At 60.9% G+C, this 17,596-nt stretch carries 15 protein-coding genes; 5 read left to right on the top strand and 10 right to left on the bottom strand.

Going from position 1 to position 17,596, the window contains the following annotated elements:
* Positions 1–84: 84 nt before the first annotated feature.
* Positions 85–1,854, bottom strand: coding sequence for a glucan ABC transporter ATP-binding protein/ permease (locus tag EV561_RS13845; RefSeq protein ID WP_132522355.1), 1,770 nt, complete (start codon positions 1,852–1,854; stop codon positions 85–87).
* Between the two features lie 370 nt (positions 1,855–2,224).
* On the opposite strand from EV561_RS13845, the gene EV561_RS13840 reads away from it, so the two are divergent.
* From EV561_RS13840 to EV561_RS13830, 3 genes are all read left to right on the top strand, one after another.
* Complete coding sequence (locus EV561_RS13840) at positions 2,225–2,965, top strand: LuxR family transcriptional regulator (protein WP_132522353.1); 741 nt, start codon at positions 2,225–2,227, stop codon at positions 2,963–2,965.
* A 132-nt stretch (positions 2,966–3,097) separates the two neighbouring features.
* Positions 3,098–6,559, top strand: a complete 3,462-nt coding sequence (gene pyc, locus EV561_RS13835) for a pyruvate carboxylase (RefSeq protein ID WP_132522351.1) — start codon at positions 3,098–3,100, stop codon at positions 6,557–6,559.
* Between the two features lie 135 nt (positions 6,560–6,694).
* A complete protein-coding gene (locus EV561_RS13830; RefSeq protein WP_132522349.1) occupies positions 6,695–7,264 on the top strand; it encodes an NAD(P)H-dependent oxidoreductase in 570 nt (189 codons plus the stop codon).
* Between the two features lie 73 nt (positions 7,265–7,337).
* On the opposite strand, the gene EV561_RS13825 is transcribed toward EV561_RS13830, so the two are convergent.
* From EV561_RS13825 to EV561_RS13810, 4 genes are all read right to left on the bottom strand, one after another.
* Positions 7,338–8,099, bottom strand: a complete 762-nt coding sequence (locus tag EV561_RS13825; RefSeq protein WP_132522347.1) for an amino acid ABC transporter ATP-binding protein — start codon at positions 8,097–8,099, stop codon at positions 7,338–7,340.
* Positions 8,096–8,776, bottom strand: a complete 681-nt coding sequence (locus EV561_RS13820; protein ID WP_132522345.1) for an amino acid ABC transporter permease — start codon at positions 8,774–8,776, stop codon at positions 8,096–8,098. The genes EV561_RS13825 and EV561_RS13820 overlap by 4 nt, the downstream gene beginning before the upstream one ends.
* 215 nt (positions 8,777–8,991) lie before the next feature.
* A complete protein-coding gene (locus tag EV561_RS13815; RefSeq protein WP_132522343.1) occupies positions 8,992–9,765 on the bottom strand; it encodes an amino acid ABC transporter substrate-binding protein in 774 nt (257 codons plus the stop codon).
* A gap of 159 nt (positions 9,766–9,924) precedes the next feature.
* Positions 9,925–10,869, bottom strand: a complete 945-nt coding sequence (locus EV561_RS13810; RefSeq protein WP_132522341.1) for a DMT family transporter — start codon at positions 10,867–10,869, stop codon at positions 9,925–9,927.
* A gap of 179 nt (positions 10,870–11,048) precedes the next feature.
* Between EV561_RS13810 and EV561_RS13805 the strand changes: the two genes are divergently transcribed.
* Both EV561_RS13805 and ispG read left to right on the top strand, forming a co-directional pair.
* Positions 11,049–12,248 carry an MFS transporter gene (locus EV561_RS13805; RefSeq protein WP_132522339.1) on the top strand — a complete coding sequence of 400 codons (1,200 nt, stop codon included), beginning with the start codon at positions 11,049–11,051 and terminating at the stop codon, positions 12,246–12,248.
* Between the two features lie 104 nt (positions 12,249–12,352).
* Complete coding sequence (gene ispG, locus EV561_RS13800; protein WP_132522337.1) at positions 12,353–13,606, top strand: flavodoxin-dependent (E)-4-hydroxy-3-methylbut-2-enyl-diphosphate synthase; 1,254 nt, start codon at positions 12,353–12,355, stop codon at positions 13,604–13,606.
* A 143-nt stretch (positions 13,607–13,749) separates the two neighbouring features.
* Here the strand turns inward: ispG and EV561_RS13795 are convergent, their stop codons facing one another.
* From EV561_RS13795 to EV561_RS13775, 5 genes are all read right to left on the bottom strand, one after another.
* A complete protein-coding gene (locus EV561_RS13795; RefSeq protein ID WP_132522335.1) occupies positions 13,750–14,388 on the bottom strand; it encodes a LysE family translocator in 639 nt (212 codons plus the stop codon).
* A 134-nt stretch (positions 14,389–14,522) separates the two neighbouring features.
* Positions 14,523–14,924: a DUF1398 family protein gene (locus EV561_RS13790; protein ID WP_132522333.1), complete on the bottom strand. Its 402-nt coding sequence runs from the start codon at positions 14,922–14,924 to the stop codon at positions 14,523–14,525.
* Between the two features lie 25 nt (positions 14,925–14,949).
* Positions 14,950–15,411 carry a MarR family transcriptional regulator gene (locus EV561_RS13785; RefSeq protein WP_132522331.1) on the bottom strand — a complete coding sequence of 154 codons (462 nt, stop codon included), beginning with the start codon at positions 15,409–15,411 and terminating at the stop codon, positions 14,950–14,952.
* Between the two features lie 115 nt (positions 15,412–15,526).
* Positions 15,527–16,585, bottom strand: coding sequence for a histidinol-phosphate transaminase (hisC, locus tag EV561_RS13780; protein ID WP_132522329.1), 1,059 nt, complete (start codon positions 16,583–16,585; stop codon positions 15,527–15,529).
* Between the two features lie 4 nt (positions 16,586–16,589).
* Positions 16,590–17,504, bottom strand: a complete 915-nt coding sequence (locus tag EV561_RS13775; RefSeq protein WP_132522327.1) for a polyprenyl synthetase family protein — start codon at positions 17,502–17,504, stop codon at positions 16,590–16,592.
* Positions 17,505–17,596: the final 92 nt, after the last annotated feature.

The raw sequence follows: 17,596 nt of genomic DNA, 5'->3' as shown, positions 1-17,596 counted from the left end.
CGATCGACAACAAGAAAAAGGCCGGAAGAGCGATGCTCCTCCGGCCTCCGTCTTGTCTGGGCCCCGTAATTTCAGGCGCTGGCCCTATGCAGCTTCCGTATCTGTCGTGTGAGCCTTGCGGACTTCGTCGTCCGTCAGGATGCCGCTGGCGCGCAGCAGGGCTGCGAAGCGGCCGTTGCTCTGGCTGAGCTCGTTGAAGCCGCCCTTTTCGATGACGCGGCCGTTTTCGAGAAACAGCACCATGTCCGCTTCCCGGACCGTCGAGAGACGGTGAGCGATGATGAAGGTGGTGCGGTTCTGGCGAAGGTTGTCGATAGCAGCCTTCACGCGATTTTCGGTTTCCACGTCGAGCGCACTGGTCGCCTCGTCGAGTACCAGGATCGGCGCATCCTTGAGGATGGCACGGGCGATCGCGATACGCTGGCGCTCACCACCGGACAGCTTGTTGCCTCGTTCGCCGACACGTGTCTCGTATTGGCCTTCGCGCGTCTCGATGAAGTCGGCAGCGGCAGCGGCCTCTGCGGCCTGGCGCATTTCCTCTTCGGTGGCGCTCTCGCGGCCGAGGCGGATGTTGTCGCTGATCGAACGGTTCAGCAGGCCGGCGTCCTGGAAAACGGTGGCGATATGGCGGCGCAGCGACTTGCGGCTGACCTTGGTGATGTCAGTGCCATCGACCAGGATCTGGCCCTTCTGCGGGTCGAAGACGCGCTGCAGCAGGTTGACCAGGGTCGTCTTGCCGGCGCCCGTCGGGCCGACGATGGCGACCGTCTGGCCGGCCTTGACCGTGAAGGACACGTCATGCAGGCCCTGCGAGGTGTTGCCGAAGCCGAAGGAGACGTCGCGGAATTCGACTTCACCCTTGACGTCCTTGATCTCGCCGATGCCGGCCGGTTCTTCGCGTTCGCGGACCGAATCTTCCAACTCGTAGAAGTCTTCCAACTTGGCGCGGGCTTCGAAGATCTGCGTTGCAAAGTTACGCAGCAGCTCGAGGCGGGCGATCAGCACGTTCGCAAAGGCGATGAAGGTGATCAGCGAACCGATGCGCAGCGAGCCGTCCTGAACCATCAGCGTGCCGATCATCAGGATCGCCATCATGGCGACGGTCGAGGCGGTGCGGTTCAGCGCGCCGGCGAGCGCCCACCAGTCGAGAACAGGATACTGGGCGTTGAGCAGGTCCTGAGTAAAGGCCTTCAGCGTCTTGGTTTCGGCCTCGATCCGGTTGTAGCTATGCAGCACCGAGACGTTGCTGATCGAGTCGCTGACATGCGAGAAGACGGTATTGTAGTGGCTTTCGACCGAGGTCTGGCCGTCCTTGGTGCGCTTCATGACGAGGCGGCCGATCACCCAGTAGAAGATGCCGAGCAGGAGGAGCACGCCGGACAGGCGCAGGTCCATCGAGATGGCGGTCGGGATCATCACGACAAGCGCGATCGCGGTCGACAGATGGTTGCGGATGAATTCGAGCCAGAGGCCGAACAGCGCTTCGCAGGCGCGCAGCAGCGTGTTCAGCGCGCTCGCCGTGCCGCGCTGGCTATGCCAGGAGAGGGGCATCGAAATAATGCGGCCGAAGGCTTCCGTCAGAAGCGTGGCGCGGCGCCCATGCGCCAGCCTGTCCGCCTCGCGGGAGACGACGATGAAGGCGATCGTGTTGAAAACGGCAAAGCCGGCCCAGATCATCATGGTCGGCGCGACTGCCGTTTTATTCGAGATCGCGTCGAAGATGCGACCGAAGAGAACGGGTTCCCATACGGTGATCATCGCAAGCGCGATATTTGCAAGCACAACGAGAGCAACGCGATATCGATACGCGCCAAGATACTTGAGAGCTCTAGCGTAGACTTTGAAAAGTGACACGTTGGGTACCTCATCTGCATCTGCAATACTCGGGATGGTGCGATGCTACGATTTGGTACCTGAACCGGCGATTAACGAAATCCTACACTGATTCTGCAACGCAATCCTTCGTCTCTCCACAGGCTTGTCAGCCCTGTTTCCGGGGCTTTGCCGCTTGGCTGACGGCAATTTGATGACGGCAGCCTGCGGTCGCTGGAATTCCTCTCACGAAAAATGTAGCCATTGAGGATTATCAAAAATTCGCTGGTGACGGTTTTCCGTTTTCCTGCAACATAGCGCTCGACCGTGTCCGATGTCTGGGGGCAACGACAGACAGGGCGGGCTGCAATGTCGAGCGCCGGCGTAGCGAGTTTGGTGCCAGGGGGTATGTGTGAATATTCATTCGTTAATTCAATTGCTTGTGGTTATGGAAGAATGCAAGGTTGCCGAAAACGTGGTGGCCGAGCTCGAACGTGTGCTCCGTTCCTACAAGTTTGATTTCTACGGACTACTGCGGCAGCCGAAACCCAATACGGACCCGATGAGCCTTGTTCTTGCCGGCCGCTGGCCCGAGAAGTGGCCGCTGGTCTACATCGCCAAGAAGTACGTTCTCATCGATCCGACGATCCGCTTCCTCGCGCGTGCGCAGCGGCCGTTCCGCTGGCGCGACACGATCGCTGCCTTCCGTGCGGACCCGCATCGCCGGCGCATGGAGCAGATGATGGTCGATGCGCGCAGCCACGGGCTGCTCGACGGCTATATCTTTCCCATTCATGGGCGCAACGGGCTGCTTGGAAACATGACGATCGGCGGCAGCGTCGTCGATCTGTCGCCGATCGAGATCGCTCTCTTCGAGGCCGTCGCCAAGAAGGCATTCTGGCGCATGCTGGAACTCAAGGGCGAGGCAGAGGCGCTGGAAGCGGGATCTGTCGTCGATACGCAGATGACGCGGCGCGAGATGGAAGTGCTGAACTATCTGGCCGACGGCATGACCTCGATCGAGATCAGCAAGCTGCTCAAGATCTCCAACCATACGGTCGACTGGTACATGAACGGCATCCAGGACAAGCTGAAGGCGAAGAACCGCCAGCACATCGTCGCCCTTGCCTTCCGCTACGGGCTCATTTCTTGAGCAAAAAATCCTGGCGCAACTATTTTACGCTATGGCGCGCCGGGAAATTGAACTTCTTGTGACAAGACGTTAAGAATTTCCTTCGCGGGTGCAGCATACCCGTCCGTGTGTGACGTCGTGAGGGAGACCGACTTGCCGATATCCAAGATCCTAGTAGCCAACCGTTCCGAAATCGCCATCCGCGTATTCCGCGCTGCAAATGAACTCGGCATAAAAACGGTGGCGATCTGGGCAGAGGAAGACAAGCTCGCCCTGCACCGCTTCAAGGCCGACGAAAGCTACCAGGTCGGCCGCGGGCCGCATCTCGCCCGCGATCTCGGGCCGATCGAGAGCTATCTCTCGATCGAGGAGATCATCCGCGTTGCCAAGCTTTCGGGTGCCGACGCGATCCATCCCGGCTACGGGCTTCTGTCCGAGAGCCCGGAATTCGTCGATGCCTGCAACAAGGCCGGCATCATCTTCATCGGCCCGAGAGCCGATACGATGCGCCAGCTCGGCAACAAGGTCGCTGCCCGTAACCTGGCGATCTCGGTCGGCGTGCCGGTCGTGCCGGCAACCGAGCCGCTTCCCGATGACATGGCCGAAGTCGCCAAGATGGCCGAGGAGATCGGCTATCCCGTCATGCTCAAGGCCTCCTGGGGCGGTGGCGGGCGCGGCATGCGCGCCATTCGCGATCCGAAGGATCTCGCCAAGGAAGTGACCGAAGCCAAGCGCGAGGCAATGGCCGCCTTCGGCAAGGACGAGGTCTATCTGGAAAAGCTGGTCGAGCGCGCCCGCCACGTCGAAAGCCAGATTCTTGGCGATACGCACGGCAATGTCGTCCACCTCTTCGAGCGCGACTGCTCGATCCAGCGCCGCAACCAGAAGGTCGTCGAGCGCGCGCCGGCACCTTACCTGTCAGAGGCGCAGCGTCAGGAGCTTGCCGCCTATTCGCTGAAGATCGCGGGCGCCACCAATTATGTCGGCGCCGGCACGGTCGAGTATCTGATGGATTCCGATACCGGCAAATTCTACTTCATCGAAGTCAATCCGCGTATCCAGGTCGAGCATACCGTCACCGAAGTCGTGACCGGCATCGACATCGTCAAGGCGCAGATTCACATCCTTGACGGCTTTGCCATCGGTACGCCTGAATCGGGGGTTCCGAAGCAGGAAGACATCCGTCTCAACGGCCATGCGCTTCAGTGCCGTATCACCACGGAAGATCCGGAGCACAATTTCATCCCGGATTACGGCCGCATCACCGCCTATCGTTCCGCATCGGGCTTCGGCATTCGCCTCGATGGCGGCACGTCCTATTCGGGCGCGATCATCACCCGCTTCTACGATCCGCTGCTGGTCAAGGTGACCGCCTGGGCGCCGAACCCATCCGAGGCGATTGCCCGCATGGACCGCGCACTGCGCGAATTCCGTATCCGCGGCGTGGCCACCAACCTGACCTTCCTCGAAGCGATCATCACGCACCCGAAGTTCAGGGATAACAGCTACACGACCCGGTTCATCGATTCGACGCCTGAGTTGTTCCAGCAGGTCAAGCGCCAGGACCGCGCCACCAAGCTGCTCACCTATCTCGCCGACGTGACTGTCAACGGCCATCCCGAAGCCCGGGGCCGGCCGACGCCATCGGCCAAGGCTGCCAAGCCGATCCTGCCCTATATCGACAGCGCCATACCTGATGGCACCAAACAGCTGCTCGACAAGCTTGGCCCGCAGAAATTCGCCGAATGGATGCGCAATGAAAGCCGTGTCCTGATGACGGACACGACGATGCGCGACGGTCATCAGTCGCTGCTCGCCACGCGCATGCGCACCTACGATATCGCGCAAGTCGCCGGCACCTACGCCCGCGCGCTGCCCCAGCTGCTCTCGCTCGAATGCTGGGGTGGGGCAACGTTCGACGTCTCCATGCGCTTCCTGACGGAAGATCCGTGGGAGCGCCTGTCGCTGATCCGCGAAGGCGCGCCGAACCTGTTGCTGCAAATGCTGCTGCGCGGCGCCAACGGCGTCGGCTACACCAACTATCCGGATAATGTCGTCAAGTATTTCGTCCGCCAGGCGGCCAAGGGTGGCATCGACCTCTTCCGCGTCTTCGACTGCCTGAACTGGGTCGAGAACATGCGGGTGTCGATGGACGCCGTCATCGAGGAGAACAAGCTCTGCGAAGCGGCGATCTGCTACACCGGCGACATCCTGAATTCGGCCCGGCCGAAATATGACCTGAAATATTATACCGATCTCGCCGTCGAGCTGGAAAAGGCCGGCGCACATATCATCGCGCTGAAGGACATGGCCGGGCTGCTGAAGCCGGCTGCCGCCAAGATCCTGTTCAAGGCGCTGCGCGAGGCAACCAGCCTGCCGATTCATTTCCACACGCACGACACGTCGGGCATTTCGGCGGCGACCGTGCTTGCCGCTGTCGATGCCGGCGTCGATGCCGTCGATGCGGCCATGGATGCGCTGTCGGGCAATACCTCGCAGCCCTGCCTCGGCTCGATCGTCGCAGCCTTGGCTGGCGGCGAGCGCGACCCCGGTCTGAACTCCGAATGGATCAGAAAGATCTCCTTCTATTGGGAAGCCGTGCGCGGCCAGTACGCGGCCTTCGAAAGCGACCTGAAGGGGCCGGCTTCGGAAGTCTACCTGCATGAAATGCCGGGCGGACAGTTCACCAACCTCAAGGAGCAGGCCCGTTCGCTCGGTCTCGAGACCCGCTGGCACCAGGTCGCCCAGGCCTATGCCGATGCCAACCAGATGTTCGGCGATATCGTCAAGGTGACGCCCTCCTCCAAGGTGGTCGGCGACATGGCGCTGATGATGGTCAGCCAGGATTTGTCGGTCGCTGATGTCGTTAGTCCGGACAAGGAAGTGTCCTTCCCGGAATCCGTGGTCTCGATGCTGAAGGGCGACCTGGGTCAGCCTCCGAGCGGCTGGCCGAAGGCGCTGCAGAAAAAGGCGCTGAAGGGCGACAAGCCCTATACGGTTCGGCCGGGCTCCCTGCTTGCCGCAGCCGACCTCGATGCCGAGCGCAAGACCATTGAAAAGAAGCTGGAGCGCAAGGTCAACGATTTCGAGTTTGCCTCCTACCTGATGTATCCGAAGGTGTTCATCGATTTCGCGCTGGCATCGGACACCTATGGTCCGGTCTCCTCGCTGCCGACGCCTGCCTATTTCTACGGTCTGCCTGAGGGCGAAGAGCTCTTTGCGGAGATCGAAAAGGGCAAGACGCTTGTCGTCGTCAACCAAGCGATGACCGGCACCGACGACAAGGGCATGGTCACCGTGTTCTTCGAGCTCAACGGCCAGCCGCGCCGCATCAAGGTGCCGGATCGTGCCCATGGTGCTGCGGGTGGTGCCGCGCGTCGCAAGGCCGAGACCGGAAACGCGGCCCAGGTCGGCGCGCCGATGCCAGGCGTCATCTCACGCGTCTTCGTCTCCGTCGGCCAGGCGATCAAGGCCGGCGATGTTCTCGTTTCCATCGAGGCGATGAAGATGGAAACGGCGCTGCATGCGGAGAAGGACGGCACGATTGCCGAAGTCCTCGTCCATGCCGGCGACCAGATCGATGCCAAGGATCTCCTGGTCGTCTATGCGGCCTGAGATCCGGAATGTTCACCGGATCGTGACCTCATTGGAGGTTGACGCCTGATTTTTCGGCCATTTTAGTGGTTGTCTCCTGACGGAGGCGACCTCTAGATTGAGCCGGGCAAGCGGGCAACTCATAGGATATTTCATATGAACAAGTTGAAAATCGCAGTCATCGTCGGCAGCACGCGCATTGGCCGGTTCGCCGAACATCCAGCAAAATGGATCGCGGACATCGCCGGCAGCCGCTCGGAGTTCGATGTCGAGGTGCTCGATCTTCTCGACTACCCCATGCATTTCTTCGGCGAAGAGCGCACGACGGAAGCGCAGAGCGAAACCGCGGAACGCTGGAAGAAGAAGCTGCGCGAATTCGACGCCTATATCTTCACCGCCGCCGAATACAATCATGGACCGACAGCCGTTCTGAAGAACGCCATCGACCTTGGCGAGTTTATCCAGAAGCCGGTTGCCTTCGTCGGCTACGGCGGCGTTGGTGGCGCACGGGCGGTTGAGCAGCTTCGCCTGATCTTCGTCGAAATGGGCGCTGCCTCTGTCAAGACAGGGGTCCACATCGCCTTCAGCGAATATCTTGCCGTGCTGAAGGAGGGCAAGAGCCTCAGCGACTATCCGCATCTGGTGGAAGCAGCCAAGAACCAGCTCGATCAGCTGGTCTGGTGGGGGAATGCCCTTAGGGCCGCGCGGGCGGTCATCACGGCCTGATCCGATTATCGATAACAGAAATGAGAGGCCGCCCGGTAAACTCCGGAGCGGCCTTTGCTTTGTCTGCCTGCCCTCAGATATCGTAGCTGTGGCCTGCGTTCAGGGTCGAGATGAAGCGCTTCGTGCGCTCCTGTGCCGGTGCACCAAAGATGGTGCGGGCAGCACCTGTCTCGACGATGCTGCCAGCTTCGAGAAACACGACATCGTTGGCGATCTTGGAGGCAAGACGCAGGTCATGCGTCGCCATCACCATCGTCGTACCCTCGTTGGCGAGGCGGGCGAGAACGTCAACCACTTCGGAGGCAAGTTCGGGATCGAGCGCGGAGGTCGGCTCGTCGCAGAGCAGCACGCGCGGCGAGGGGGCAAGCGCCCGGGCAATCGCCACGCGCTGCTGCTGGCCGCCTGAGAGGGTTGCCGGCCAGGCATCGGCCTTGTGGGCCATGCCGACCTTGGTCAGCAATTCCATGGCGCGTTCCCGCGCCCTGGAGGCTGGCCACTTCAGGACGGTCGTCAGGCCTTCCATGACGTTTTCGATCGCCGTGCGATGGGGGAAGAGCTGGAAATTCTGGAAGACCATGCCGGTCTGGCGGCGGATCTTCTGGATCGCCTGCCAGCTGGGCTTCTGGTTTGGCGAAAAGCTCAGCGTATCCTCGCCGAGCCGGATCGTGCCGGCGCTTGGAACTTCCAGCAGGTTGATGCAGCGGAGCAGGGTGCTTTTGCCGCCACCGGACGGGCCTACGAGCGCGGTCACGTTGCCCTCAGGAATCCTGAGGCTGATGTCCTTCAGGATGACGGCGTCGCCGAAGCGCTTTTCGATATGGGAGAGTTCGATCATGAGCGGGCCTCCAGCATGCCGCCATAGCGGGCGAAGCGCGCTTCCAGCCGAACCTGCAGCTGCGAGAGGACCGAGCTGAGGGCGAGGTAGATCAGGGCGGCTTCGATATAGAGGATCAGTGGCTCATAGGTGGTGGCGACGATGCGCTGCGCGGCCTGGAAAAGCTCCGGAACGGTGATTGCCGCCGCAAGCGATGTGTCCTTGACCAGCGAGATGAAGGTGTTCGACAGCGGCGGCACGGCGACGCGAGCCGCCTGCGGCAAGATGGTGCGGCTCATCGCCTGCCGCCAGCTCATGCCGATCGAATATGCCGCTTCCCATTGGCCCTTCGGCACCGACGAAATGACGGCGCGGATGATTTCAGACGTATAGGCGCCGACGCTGAGCGTGAAGCCGATCAATGCCGCCGGAAAGGCGTCGAGCAAGATGCCGATGCTCGGCAGGCCGTAGAAGATCACGAAAAGCTGCACCAGCAGCGGCGTCCCGCGGATGACCCAGACATAGAAACGCGCGATGGCTGAGACAGGCGCCGGGCCGAAGAGGCGGGCAATCGCTGTCAGCAGGCCGAGCGTCAGGCCGAATGCGAAGGAAAGGAGCGTCAGCGGAATGGTGAAGACGAGCCCCGCCCAGAGCAGGGAACTCAAGGAATCCGCCATCAGTTGGAGCCAATGCGGCAAGGGCGTTCTTTCTCGAAAGTTGGTGCGTTTAGAAAGTGCAATACCCCTCCCCAACCCCTCCCCACAAGAGGGAGGGACTTAAAGGAGGCGCCGGCGGCACCAAATATCGACCGTACTGCTGGCTGAAAGGCTGTTTTGAGAAGAAAACAGCGCGGCATAGAAACCCATCCCCCTTGTGGGCAGGGGATGGGGAGGGGGCTTTGTGCAGGCAGGACTTACTTCGAAACGTCCTGGCCGAAATACTTGTCGGAAATCTTGGCGTAGGTGCCATCAGCCTTGATGTCGGCGAGCGCTTTGTTGATCGCTGCCAGCAGTTCCGGCTCGTTCTTGCGGATGATCGCGCCTGAGTAGTCGGCATTCGACTGCTGGGCCACGATCTTCACCGGTGCATCCGGCTTGTGCTTCTTGAAATCGAGGAAGGAGAGGCTGTCGTTGATCGTCGCATCGGCGCGGCCGGTGAGCACCAGCTGGATGGACTGATCGAAGCCGTCAGTGCCGACGAGTTCGGCGCCGGACTGTTCGGCGAGCTTGCCGAAGTTGCTGGTCAGCGATTGTGCGGACTTCTTGCCCTTGAGATCGGGGAAATCCTTGATGTCGCTGTTGCTGTCCTTGACGATCAGAACGGCCTTGGAAGCAATGTAGGGCTCGGAGAAGTCGTACTTCTGCTTGCGCGCATCGGTGATGCCGACTTCGTTGATGACGGTGTCATAGCGGTTGGCGTCGAGGCCGGCGATCAGGCCGTCCCACTTGCCTTCGAGGAACTGGGCCTTGACGCCGAGCTTCTGCGCGATCGCTTCGGCGATCTCGATGTCGAAGCCGACCAGCTTGCCGCTGCCGTCATGATAGGTGAATGGCGCATAGGTCCCCTCGGTGCCGACCTTCAGGACGCCAGCGGACTTGATGGCGTTCAGGTTTTCGCCGGCATGGGCGGGAAGGATGATTGCGGCCTGGACGAGGGCTGCAGCGGCAATGGCTTTGAACCAGTTCATTGTCTTTTCCGTTTCGAGAGTTCGATGCTGCATAGATCGCAGAAAATCATATCTCGTGTAGCGTAGAAAACTGCAAAAGAAATGGGCAAGTGCGAATATTTTTCTCAAATTGCGGCAAACGGCGGTTTTCGCGCGTCGCTACAGGAGTTTGAGAGAATCTCAGGCCGCCGCGCGGCTGCGTTTCCAGCGCTCGCTGAGGATGATGATCCCGCCTGCGCTGAGGATGAGGATGGCGCCGACGAAGACGTTTGTCTTCGGAATGTCGCCCCAGATCGCATAGCCGAGGATAAAGGCCCAGACGAGCGAGGTATATTCGAAGGGCGCTAGCACGGAGACCGGCGCCTGGCGCATGCCTTCGAAAAGCGCGAACTGGCCGACGCCTGCGATGAGGCCGGTCAGGCAGAGCAGGATCATCTCATGCATGGTCGGCGTTTTCCAATGCAGGACCATCATGATGACTGTCATCAGGATGAACATCACGTTGGAAATCGCCATCTGGATCAGGCTCTTCTCGTGCAGCGCGGTCTTGCGCAGCAGCACCATGGCCGAGGCCCAGATGACCGCGGCCTGAAGAGCGAGATAGACCGGCCAGGAAATCGTCAGGCCGATCGGGTTGGAGGCGATGACGACGCCGCAGAAGCCGAGGCCGACTGCCGTCCAGCGCGGCCAGGTCACGCGCTCGTGCAGGATGATTGTCGCAAGGATCGTGCCGACCACGGGGGCCGCGTAATAGAGCGTCGTCACTTCAGCGAGCTGCAGGTAGCTCGCCGCAGAATAATAGGAGATCCAGGCGACCAGCAGCAGGATGCTGCGGACGATCATCGGCTTGATGATCGGCGAGCGGATCGTCTTTGAGACCAGAGACGGGCCTTCGAAGATGAAGCAGCCGGCAAGGATGGTGACGCTTCGGAAAAACAGGATCTGCCAGACAGGAATGGTGACCACCAGCAGCTTGATGGTCGCGTCATGCGCGGTGAACATCGCATAGGCAAAGATGGTGAGCAGTATGCCGTAGCTGACTTGATTTTTCACGGGATGCACCGAGGCGAATGGGAAGAGAATCGAACGGAAAGCCGGGGAATGGCAAAGCGATAGGAGCCTCATATTTCGCCGTCAATACACCTTCTGTAGCCGGCATTCACGATGCGTTTTTATTTCGCGGTTGTGGCTTTGTTGCCTCCAGTTTAACAAGCGGTGACGAAACGTGACTGATGAGAGGCTTCAGCATTGTTGCAAATCTAATCGATTTAAATAATGGTGCGCCGGCATTTGGAGGACAGTTCATGGACGGAATCAGCAAAAATAACGCCGCGGAGACCTCAAGAAGCGGGTTCCTCACGAAATCGCGTGCGGCGGTTTCGTTGCTGTTTCTGGTCAACGGCTTTGCCGTCGGGAGCTGGGCCCCGAAAATTCCAGAGTTTGCCGAGCGGCTGCAACTGTCCAAGTTCGAGCTCGGCCTGATGATCCTGGTCTTCGGTCTCGGCTCGCTGCTGATGATGCCGCTGGCCGGTGCCCAGATCACGGGGCGAGGCTCGAAAGTCGTCTGCAAGGTCATGGCCGTCCTGCTGCTGCCGATGCTGCTGATCCTGACGGTTGTCCAGAATGTCTGGACCGCGGCGCCCGCAATCTTCCTCTTCGGCGGGTTCATCGGGGCGATGGATGTGGCGATGAATGCCAATGCCGTTGCGGTCGAAAAGTCCATGCGCCGCGCCATCATGTCGTCCTGCCATGCCTTCTGGAGCCTTGGTGGCCTCATCGGTTCGGCGATCGGTGGCTATCTCATCTCGCATTGGGGCGTGCTTGGCCATGCCGAGGTGGCGACTGTTCTGTCGATCGTCTTCCTGGTGATCGCATGGCCGATGATCCTTAGCGATCAGCCACACCCTGACGAGGAAAAGCCGAAGGCCAAGCTGCCCATGATCCCGCTGCCCTGGCTGCTCGGCATGATGGCGCTCTTCTGCATGATCCCGGAAGGCGCCGTGCTCGATTGGGGCGCGCTCTATCTCCGCCAGGATCTCAGCGCCTCGGTGACGCTCTCCGGCCTCGGCTTTGCGGCTTTCTCGCTGACCATGGCGACCATGCGATTTGCGGGCGACTTCGTGCGCGACAAGCTCGGCGCGGTCATGACGCTCAGGGTCTGCACGGCTTTCGCGATAACGGGCATGGTGCTCGCCAGCCTCGCCCCGAATGCGGAACTGGCCATTCTGGGTTTTGCGTTTTGCGGCATCGGGATTTCCAACATGGTGCCGATCGCCTTCTCGGCTGCCGGCAACGTGCCGGGGTTGCAGCCGGGCATCGGTATCTCCGTTGTCACGACCATGGGCTATTCGGGCATGCTGGTGGCGCCGTCGGCGATCGGCTTTGCCGCCGAGCATGTCGGCTTCTCCGCCGTCTTCCTGGCCTTGCCGATGCTTCTCTTGGTCGTTCTTTGCTTCTCTAGCCTTGCGCGCTATGCCGACAGCATCGGCGGCGGAGGGCACTGAAGTCCTGCCCCGAGCAAAAGTTGATGCTTGGGGCGGTTGACAAGCCTTTCGCCTTGATCCACCTGAAAGGCACCTGATATCCGAGGCTAGGCCAGAGAGTTTCCATGTCCTCAGCGACCGATTTTGATCCCAAGCCCCGCCGTTCCTCCGTCGCCGTCGATGTCGGCGGCGTCATCGTGGGTGGTGGCGCGCCTGTCGTCGTGCAGTCGATGACCAACACCGATACGGCTGATATCGACGCGACCGTTGCCCAGGTGGCCGCCCTGTTCAAGGCAGGGTCGGAACTGGTGCGCATCACCGTCGATCGCGACGAAAGTGCTGCAGCCGTGCCGAAGATCCGCGAGCGCCTGTTGCGCCTCGGCATGGACGTGCCGCTGGTCGGCGATTTCCACTATATCGGCCACAAGCTGCTTGCGGATCATCCAGCCTGCGCCGAGGCGCTGGCGAAATACCGCATCAATCCCGGCAATGTCGGCTTCAAGGACAAGAAGGACAAGCAGTTCGCCGAGATCGTCGAAATGGCGATCCGATACGACAAGCCTGTCCGCATCGGCGTCAACTGGGGGTCGCTCGACCAGGATCTGCTCACCGCGCTGATGGACCAGAACAAGGCAAACGGCTTTCCGCTGTCGGCCCGGCAGGTGACGCGCGAGGCGATCGTGCAATCGGCGCTGATCTCGGCCAATCTGGCGGAAGAAATCGGCCTGCCGCGCAACCGCATCATCCTGTCGGCCAAGGTCAGCCAGGTGCAGGACCTGATCGCCGTCTATTCCATGCTGTCGGAGCGTTCCGACCATGCACTGCATCTCGGTCTCACCGAGGCCGGTATGGGCACCAAGGGCATTGTCGCCTCGTCGGCTGCCATGGGCTATGTGCTGCAGCACGGGATCGGCGATACGATCCGCGTCTCACTGACGCCGGAGCCGAATGGCGACCGCACCCGCGAAGTGCAGGTGGCACAGGAGCTGCTGCAGGTCATGGGCTTCCGCCAGTTCATCCCCGTCGTCGCCGCCTGTCCGGGCTGCGGCCGCACCACCTCCACGGTCTTCCAGGAGCTGGCGCAGAACATCCAGAACGACATTCGCAAGAACATGCCGGTCTGGCGTGAGAAATATCCTGGAGTCGAGGCGCTGAACGTCGCGGTCATGGGCTGCATCGTCAACGGTCCGGGCGAAAGCAAGCATGCCGATATCGGTATCTCGCTGCCGGGCACCGGTGAAACGCCGGCAGCCCCCGTCTTCATCGACGGCCAGAAGGCGATGACACTGCGCGGACCGAATATCGCCTCGGATTTCGAGGCGTTGGTCGCGGATTATATCGAGAAGCGTTTCGGCCAGAAGAGCGCGGCTGCCGAATAAGCAACCGCAGCGATTTTCCTGGTTTCACGTGAATCCAGTTCTTAAAGCGTTTCCGCTTTTCTTCGAATCGCGAAAGCGCTCTATCTGTATGGTTTTTCGCAATTCCAAACGCAAAACCGCTGCGCACTTTTGCTGGAATTGCTCTAGATCTGGCTCGTCAGCAGCTTGACGCCGGCAAAGCCGTAGAAGGCGGCCATGGCGCCTTCGATCCAGCGGCGCATTCCCCTGTAGATATTGACGGCGTGCTGGGTCGAGAACAGCACGGCGTAGCCCATGAAAACGAGGAAGCCCGTCGTCGTGCAGATGCCGATGATGAGCGCGGCGACTGAGGCGGGCGCGCCCTGCGGCATGCCGAGCGCGATGATGGCGAGCCAGGCGAAGATCGCCTTCGGATTGGTGACGTGGATGCCATAGCCGCGCAGCACGAGCGACTTGAAGGTCGGGGCCTTTACCGTCTTTGTCGTCGGAAGATCGTGATCCGAGCGGACGGCACGGAAAGCCTTGTAGGCCAGATAGAGCAGGTAGAAGCCGCCGAAGACTTTCAATATTTCCAGTGCGATGGCGTAGGTGTGGAGCAGCGTCGCCAGGCCAAGCGCGGCGGCGCAGGCCCAGGTGAGCGATCCCGCGAAGATGCCGAGCGAAATCGTCATGCCGGCCTTGCGGCCCTGCGTCATCGAGGTCGAGACGATCGCCATGATCGCCGGACCCGGGCTGACGACGGCGATGATATAGGCGATATAGGCGGGAAGAATTTGCGGCAGATAGGCGAGCGCCTCATGCATGGCATGCTCCGGACGAAATGTCAGTCAAAGGAGCGATCGCCGCTGTGACGATCGCCGAGATGGGCGAAACTGTCACAATTTCGCCCCGCCGTCATCTGCCTTGCCCGATATTTCCGCCGAAGCGCGGGGATTGGTCAGTTGGCGCCGGGAAACGGCTCTACATGGGCCTCGCCGGTCCGCCCGAGGTAGACTGCACGGCGACCGCTGAGAGAGACGATATAGTTGACGCAACCGGCGGCCATGATCTGCCGGCAGAATTCGTGATAGGTGATCTTTTTCGCCTGGATGGCCCGGATGGCCGCCTCGACATCTGCTGGATCGAATTCATTAGCCGGCTCGATGCCGATAGGGCGTGCTGCGACTGCGATATTGTCGCCGTCGGGCATATAGTAGATTTTCTCCGAGCGGATGAGGTCGGTATAGTATCGTTCCACGCCCGCCTTCATCAGTGCTCCAACCACTTCCGGAAAGCTCATCCGGCTTTCGTCCGAGGCACGCGTGCATTCGGTTACGATATCCTGCAACTGGCTGTTCATATCGATCTTCCCTTGGCTTGGGTGTTTATTCAACCGGGACTGCCGACAGGCCGCGTCGGCGGACGATGTCTTTCATCATGCGGACGACGAGTTCCCGTTCGTCGGGCGCGAGATGATCGAAGAATTCGGCGTCATTTTCATCAGCCAGCCTTGCGAGCACAGGAACCAACGCGCTGCCTGATGGCGTCAGGGAAAGGCTCTGGAAACGGCGGTCTTGGTCGCTGAGGCTCTTTGTGATCAATGACTTGGCGATGAGCCTGTCCGCCAGCTTCGAAATTGCGCCGCGGGTCATGCCGAGCTCGTCGGCAAGCGCGCTGGGGATCGTTCCTTGGCGCCCATAGAGCTGGCGGAGCATCACCCATTCCGCGACCGTCACGCCCTTGCCTTCGACCTTGCGGCTGAAAGCATGCGAGACATGGTTCGAGACGTAACGTAGCCAATAGCCGAGATGGGTTTCGAGATCGGAGAGTTCTGAGCGGTTCGCCATAGCATTCCCTATCAGTTGACTAGGAAACTAAGTCATTATGGTTTCCTAGTCAACCGATTTTAATGTACGGACTCTCGGGGGATTTATAAAAAGCTGGTGGCCTCAATGCGCGGCGCTAGCCGCAAATCTCATCCAGGGCGCCAATCAGCCGGTCGCATTCCGCCGGCGTTCCGATCGTGATGCGCAGGAAGTCAGAAATGCGCGGCTTGGCGAAGTGCCGCACCAGCACGGCGCGTTCACGCAGGCCCCTGGTGAGATCGGCGCCGTCATGGCCGGGATGGCGGGCGAAGACAAAGTTTGCCTGCGACGGCAGCACTTCGAAACCGCGGCTGCGCAGAGCCTGCGTCAGGTGCTCCCGCGTCTCCATGATTTTTTGCCGTGTCTCGTCGAACCAGGCGGCATCCTCAATTGCGGCTGCGGCGCCAGCCTGTGCGACGCGGTCGAGCGGATAGGAATTGAAGCTGTCCTTCACCCGTTCCAGCGCGTCGATGAGAGGCCGCTGGCCGATCGCATAGCCGACGCGCATGCCGGCGAGCGAGCGCGATTTCGACAGAGTGTGGATGACGAGCAGGTTTTCGTATCGACGCGTCAGCGGGATCGCGCTCTCGCCGCCAAAGTCGATATAGGCCTCGTCGATGACGACCGGCTGGTCGGGGTGCTCCTGGAGGAGCGTTTCGATCGCCGAAAGCGGCAGGCCGATCCCCGTCGGCGCATTCGGGTTCGGCAGGATGATTGCGCCGCAAGGCCCGTTGTAATCGGCAATGTCGATCGAGAAATCCTGCGTCAACGGCACTTGCGTCGCCTCGATGCCGAATAGGGCGCAATAGGTCGGATAGAAGCTGTAGGTAATGTCAGGGAAGAGCAGCGGCAGGTCGTGCTTCAGGAGTGCCACGAACGCATGCGCCAGCACCTCATCGGAACCGTTGCCGACAAAGACTTCGTCTGCGTCCACCCCATAGGTCCGGGCGATCGTCTGCCTGAGAGTAAGCGCGCTCGGATCAGGATAGAGCCTCAGGCTGTCTGCCGTAGCGGACTGTATTGCCAGGATCGCCTTCGGCGAGGGGCCGTAGGGGTTTTCGTTGGTGTTGAGCTTGACCAGGTTCTCGATCCGCGGCTGTTCGCCGGCGACATAGGGCTTCAGGGTCGAGACGACGGGCGACCAGAACCGGCTCATGCGATCAATTCCTGCGGTTTGCGACGAAGCGCGCGGTGTCGATCAGAACGACCGCCTTTTCGCCATAGGGCGCCAGCAGCGCGCCGGCCTCGTCGATCAGCTGGGCGAGCCTGGATTCGGCCCATTCCTGGCCGTGCAGCGCGACGAGCGTGCCCTTACCATGGGCAGCATCCTTGCCTGTGGCCTTGCCCATCGTTGCCGCGTCGGCGGTGATATCCAGGAGGTCGTCGGCGATCTGGAAGGCGAGACCGATCTTCTCGCCGAACTGACGGAGCCGAAGGCGGTCTTCTGCCGTGGCGCCGGCAATGATCGCGCCGGCTTCGCAGGCAAAGCGGATCAGCGCGCCTGTCTTCATCGCCTGCAGGGTGAGGATGCCCTGTTCATCAGGCGTCTTCTTTTCGGCAGCGAGATCCAGCGCCTGGCCGCCGGCCATGCCGCCGATGCCGGCAGCGCGTGACAGCGCCAGCACGAGCTCGACTTTGCGGTCGGCCGCAAGATCGGTTTCGGGCGCGGCAATGATGTCGAAGGCGTAGGTCAGCAGGCTGTCGCCGGCGAGAATGGCCGATGCCTCGTCGAAGGCAATGTGGACGGTCGGTTGGCCGCGCCTGAGATCATCGTCGTCCATGGCGGGCAGGTCGTCATGGACCAGCGAATAACAGTGGACGCATTCCAGCGCGCCACCAATGCGCAGGGCCGCTTCGTGGTTGCCTCCGAGGAGGGCGGAGCTTTCGATCACGAGAAAGGGTCTCAGGCGCTTTCCGCCGTTCAGGACGCCGTGCCGCATCGCAGCAAGGAGATTTGAGGGTCGGACAACCTCGCTCTCCTGGCAGGAATCGGCAAGGAGGCGGCCGAGCAAAGCCTCGACCTCTGTGGCATTCTCTTTAAGACGGTTTTCGAACGAAATGGTCTTGCTATCCATGGGGCGCTGTTTGGCATGGGCACCGGCGGCTGGCAATGGGATTGTCAGGCGGCGGTACGGGAATCTTGCCGCACTCTGGTCATCCCCCGATG

It is taken from the genome of Rhizobium sp. BK376, from assembly GCF_004341625.1.
In the GTDB taxonomy this organism is placed as follows: domain Bacteria; phylum Pseudomonadota; class Alphaproteobacteria; order Rhizobiales; family Rhizobiaceae; genus Rhizobium.
This window is presented reverse-complemented; position numbering and strand designations above follow the sequence as displayed.

Coding starts and splice junctions, on each gene's coding strand:
- EV561_RS13830 (WP_132522349.1), top strand. CDS start 6,695: ATGAACAAGTTGAAAATCGCAGTCATCGTCGGCAGCACGCGCATTGGC.
- EV561_RS13825 (WP_132522347.1), bottom strand. CDS start 8,099: ATGATCGAACTCTCCCATATCGAAAAGCGCTTCGGCGACGCCGTCATC.
- EV561_RS13815 (WP_132522343.1), bottom strand. CDS start 9,765: ATGAACTGGTTCAAAGCCATTGCCGCTGCAGCCCTCGTCCAGGCCGCA.
- EV561_RS13810 (WP_132522341.1), bottom strand. CDS start 10,869: ATGAGGCTCCTATCGCTTTGCCATTCCCCGGCTTTCCGTTCGATTCTC.
- EV561_RS13805 (WP_132522339.1), top strand. CDS start 11,049: ATGGACGGAATCAGCAAAAATAACGCCGCGGAGACCTCAAGAAGCGGG.
- ispG (WP_132522337.1), top strand. CDS start 12,353: ATGTCCTCAGCGACCGATTTTGATCCCAAGCCCCGCCGTTCCTCCGTC.
- EV561_RS13795 (WP_132522335.1), bottom strand. CDS start 14,388: ATGCATGAGGCGCTCGCCTATCTGCCGCAAATTCTTCCCGCCTATATC.
- EV561_RS13790 (WP_132522333.1), bottom strand. CDS start 14,924: ATGAACAGCCAGTTGCAGGATATCGTAACCGAATGCACGCGTGCCTCG.
- EV561_RS13785 (WP_132522331.1), bottom strand. CDS start 15,411: ATGGCGAACCGCTCAGAACTCTCCGATCTCGAAACCCATCTCGGCTAT.
- hisC (WP_132522329.1), bottom strand. CDS start 16,585: ATGAGCCGGTTCTGGTCGCCCGTCGTCTCGACCCTGAAGCCCTATGTC.
- EV561_RS13775 (WP_132522327.1), bottom strand. CDS start 17,504: ATGGATAGCAAGACCATTTCGTTCGAAAACCGTCTTAAAGAGAATGCC.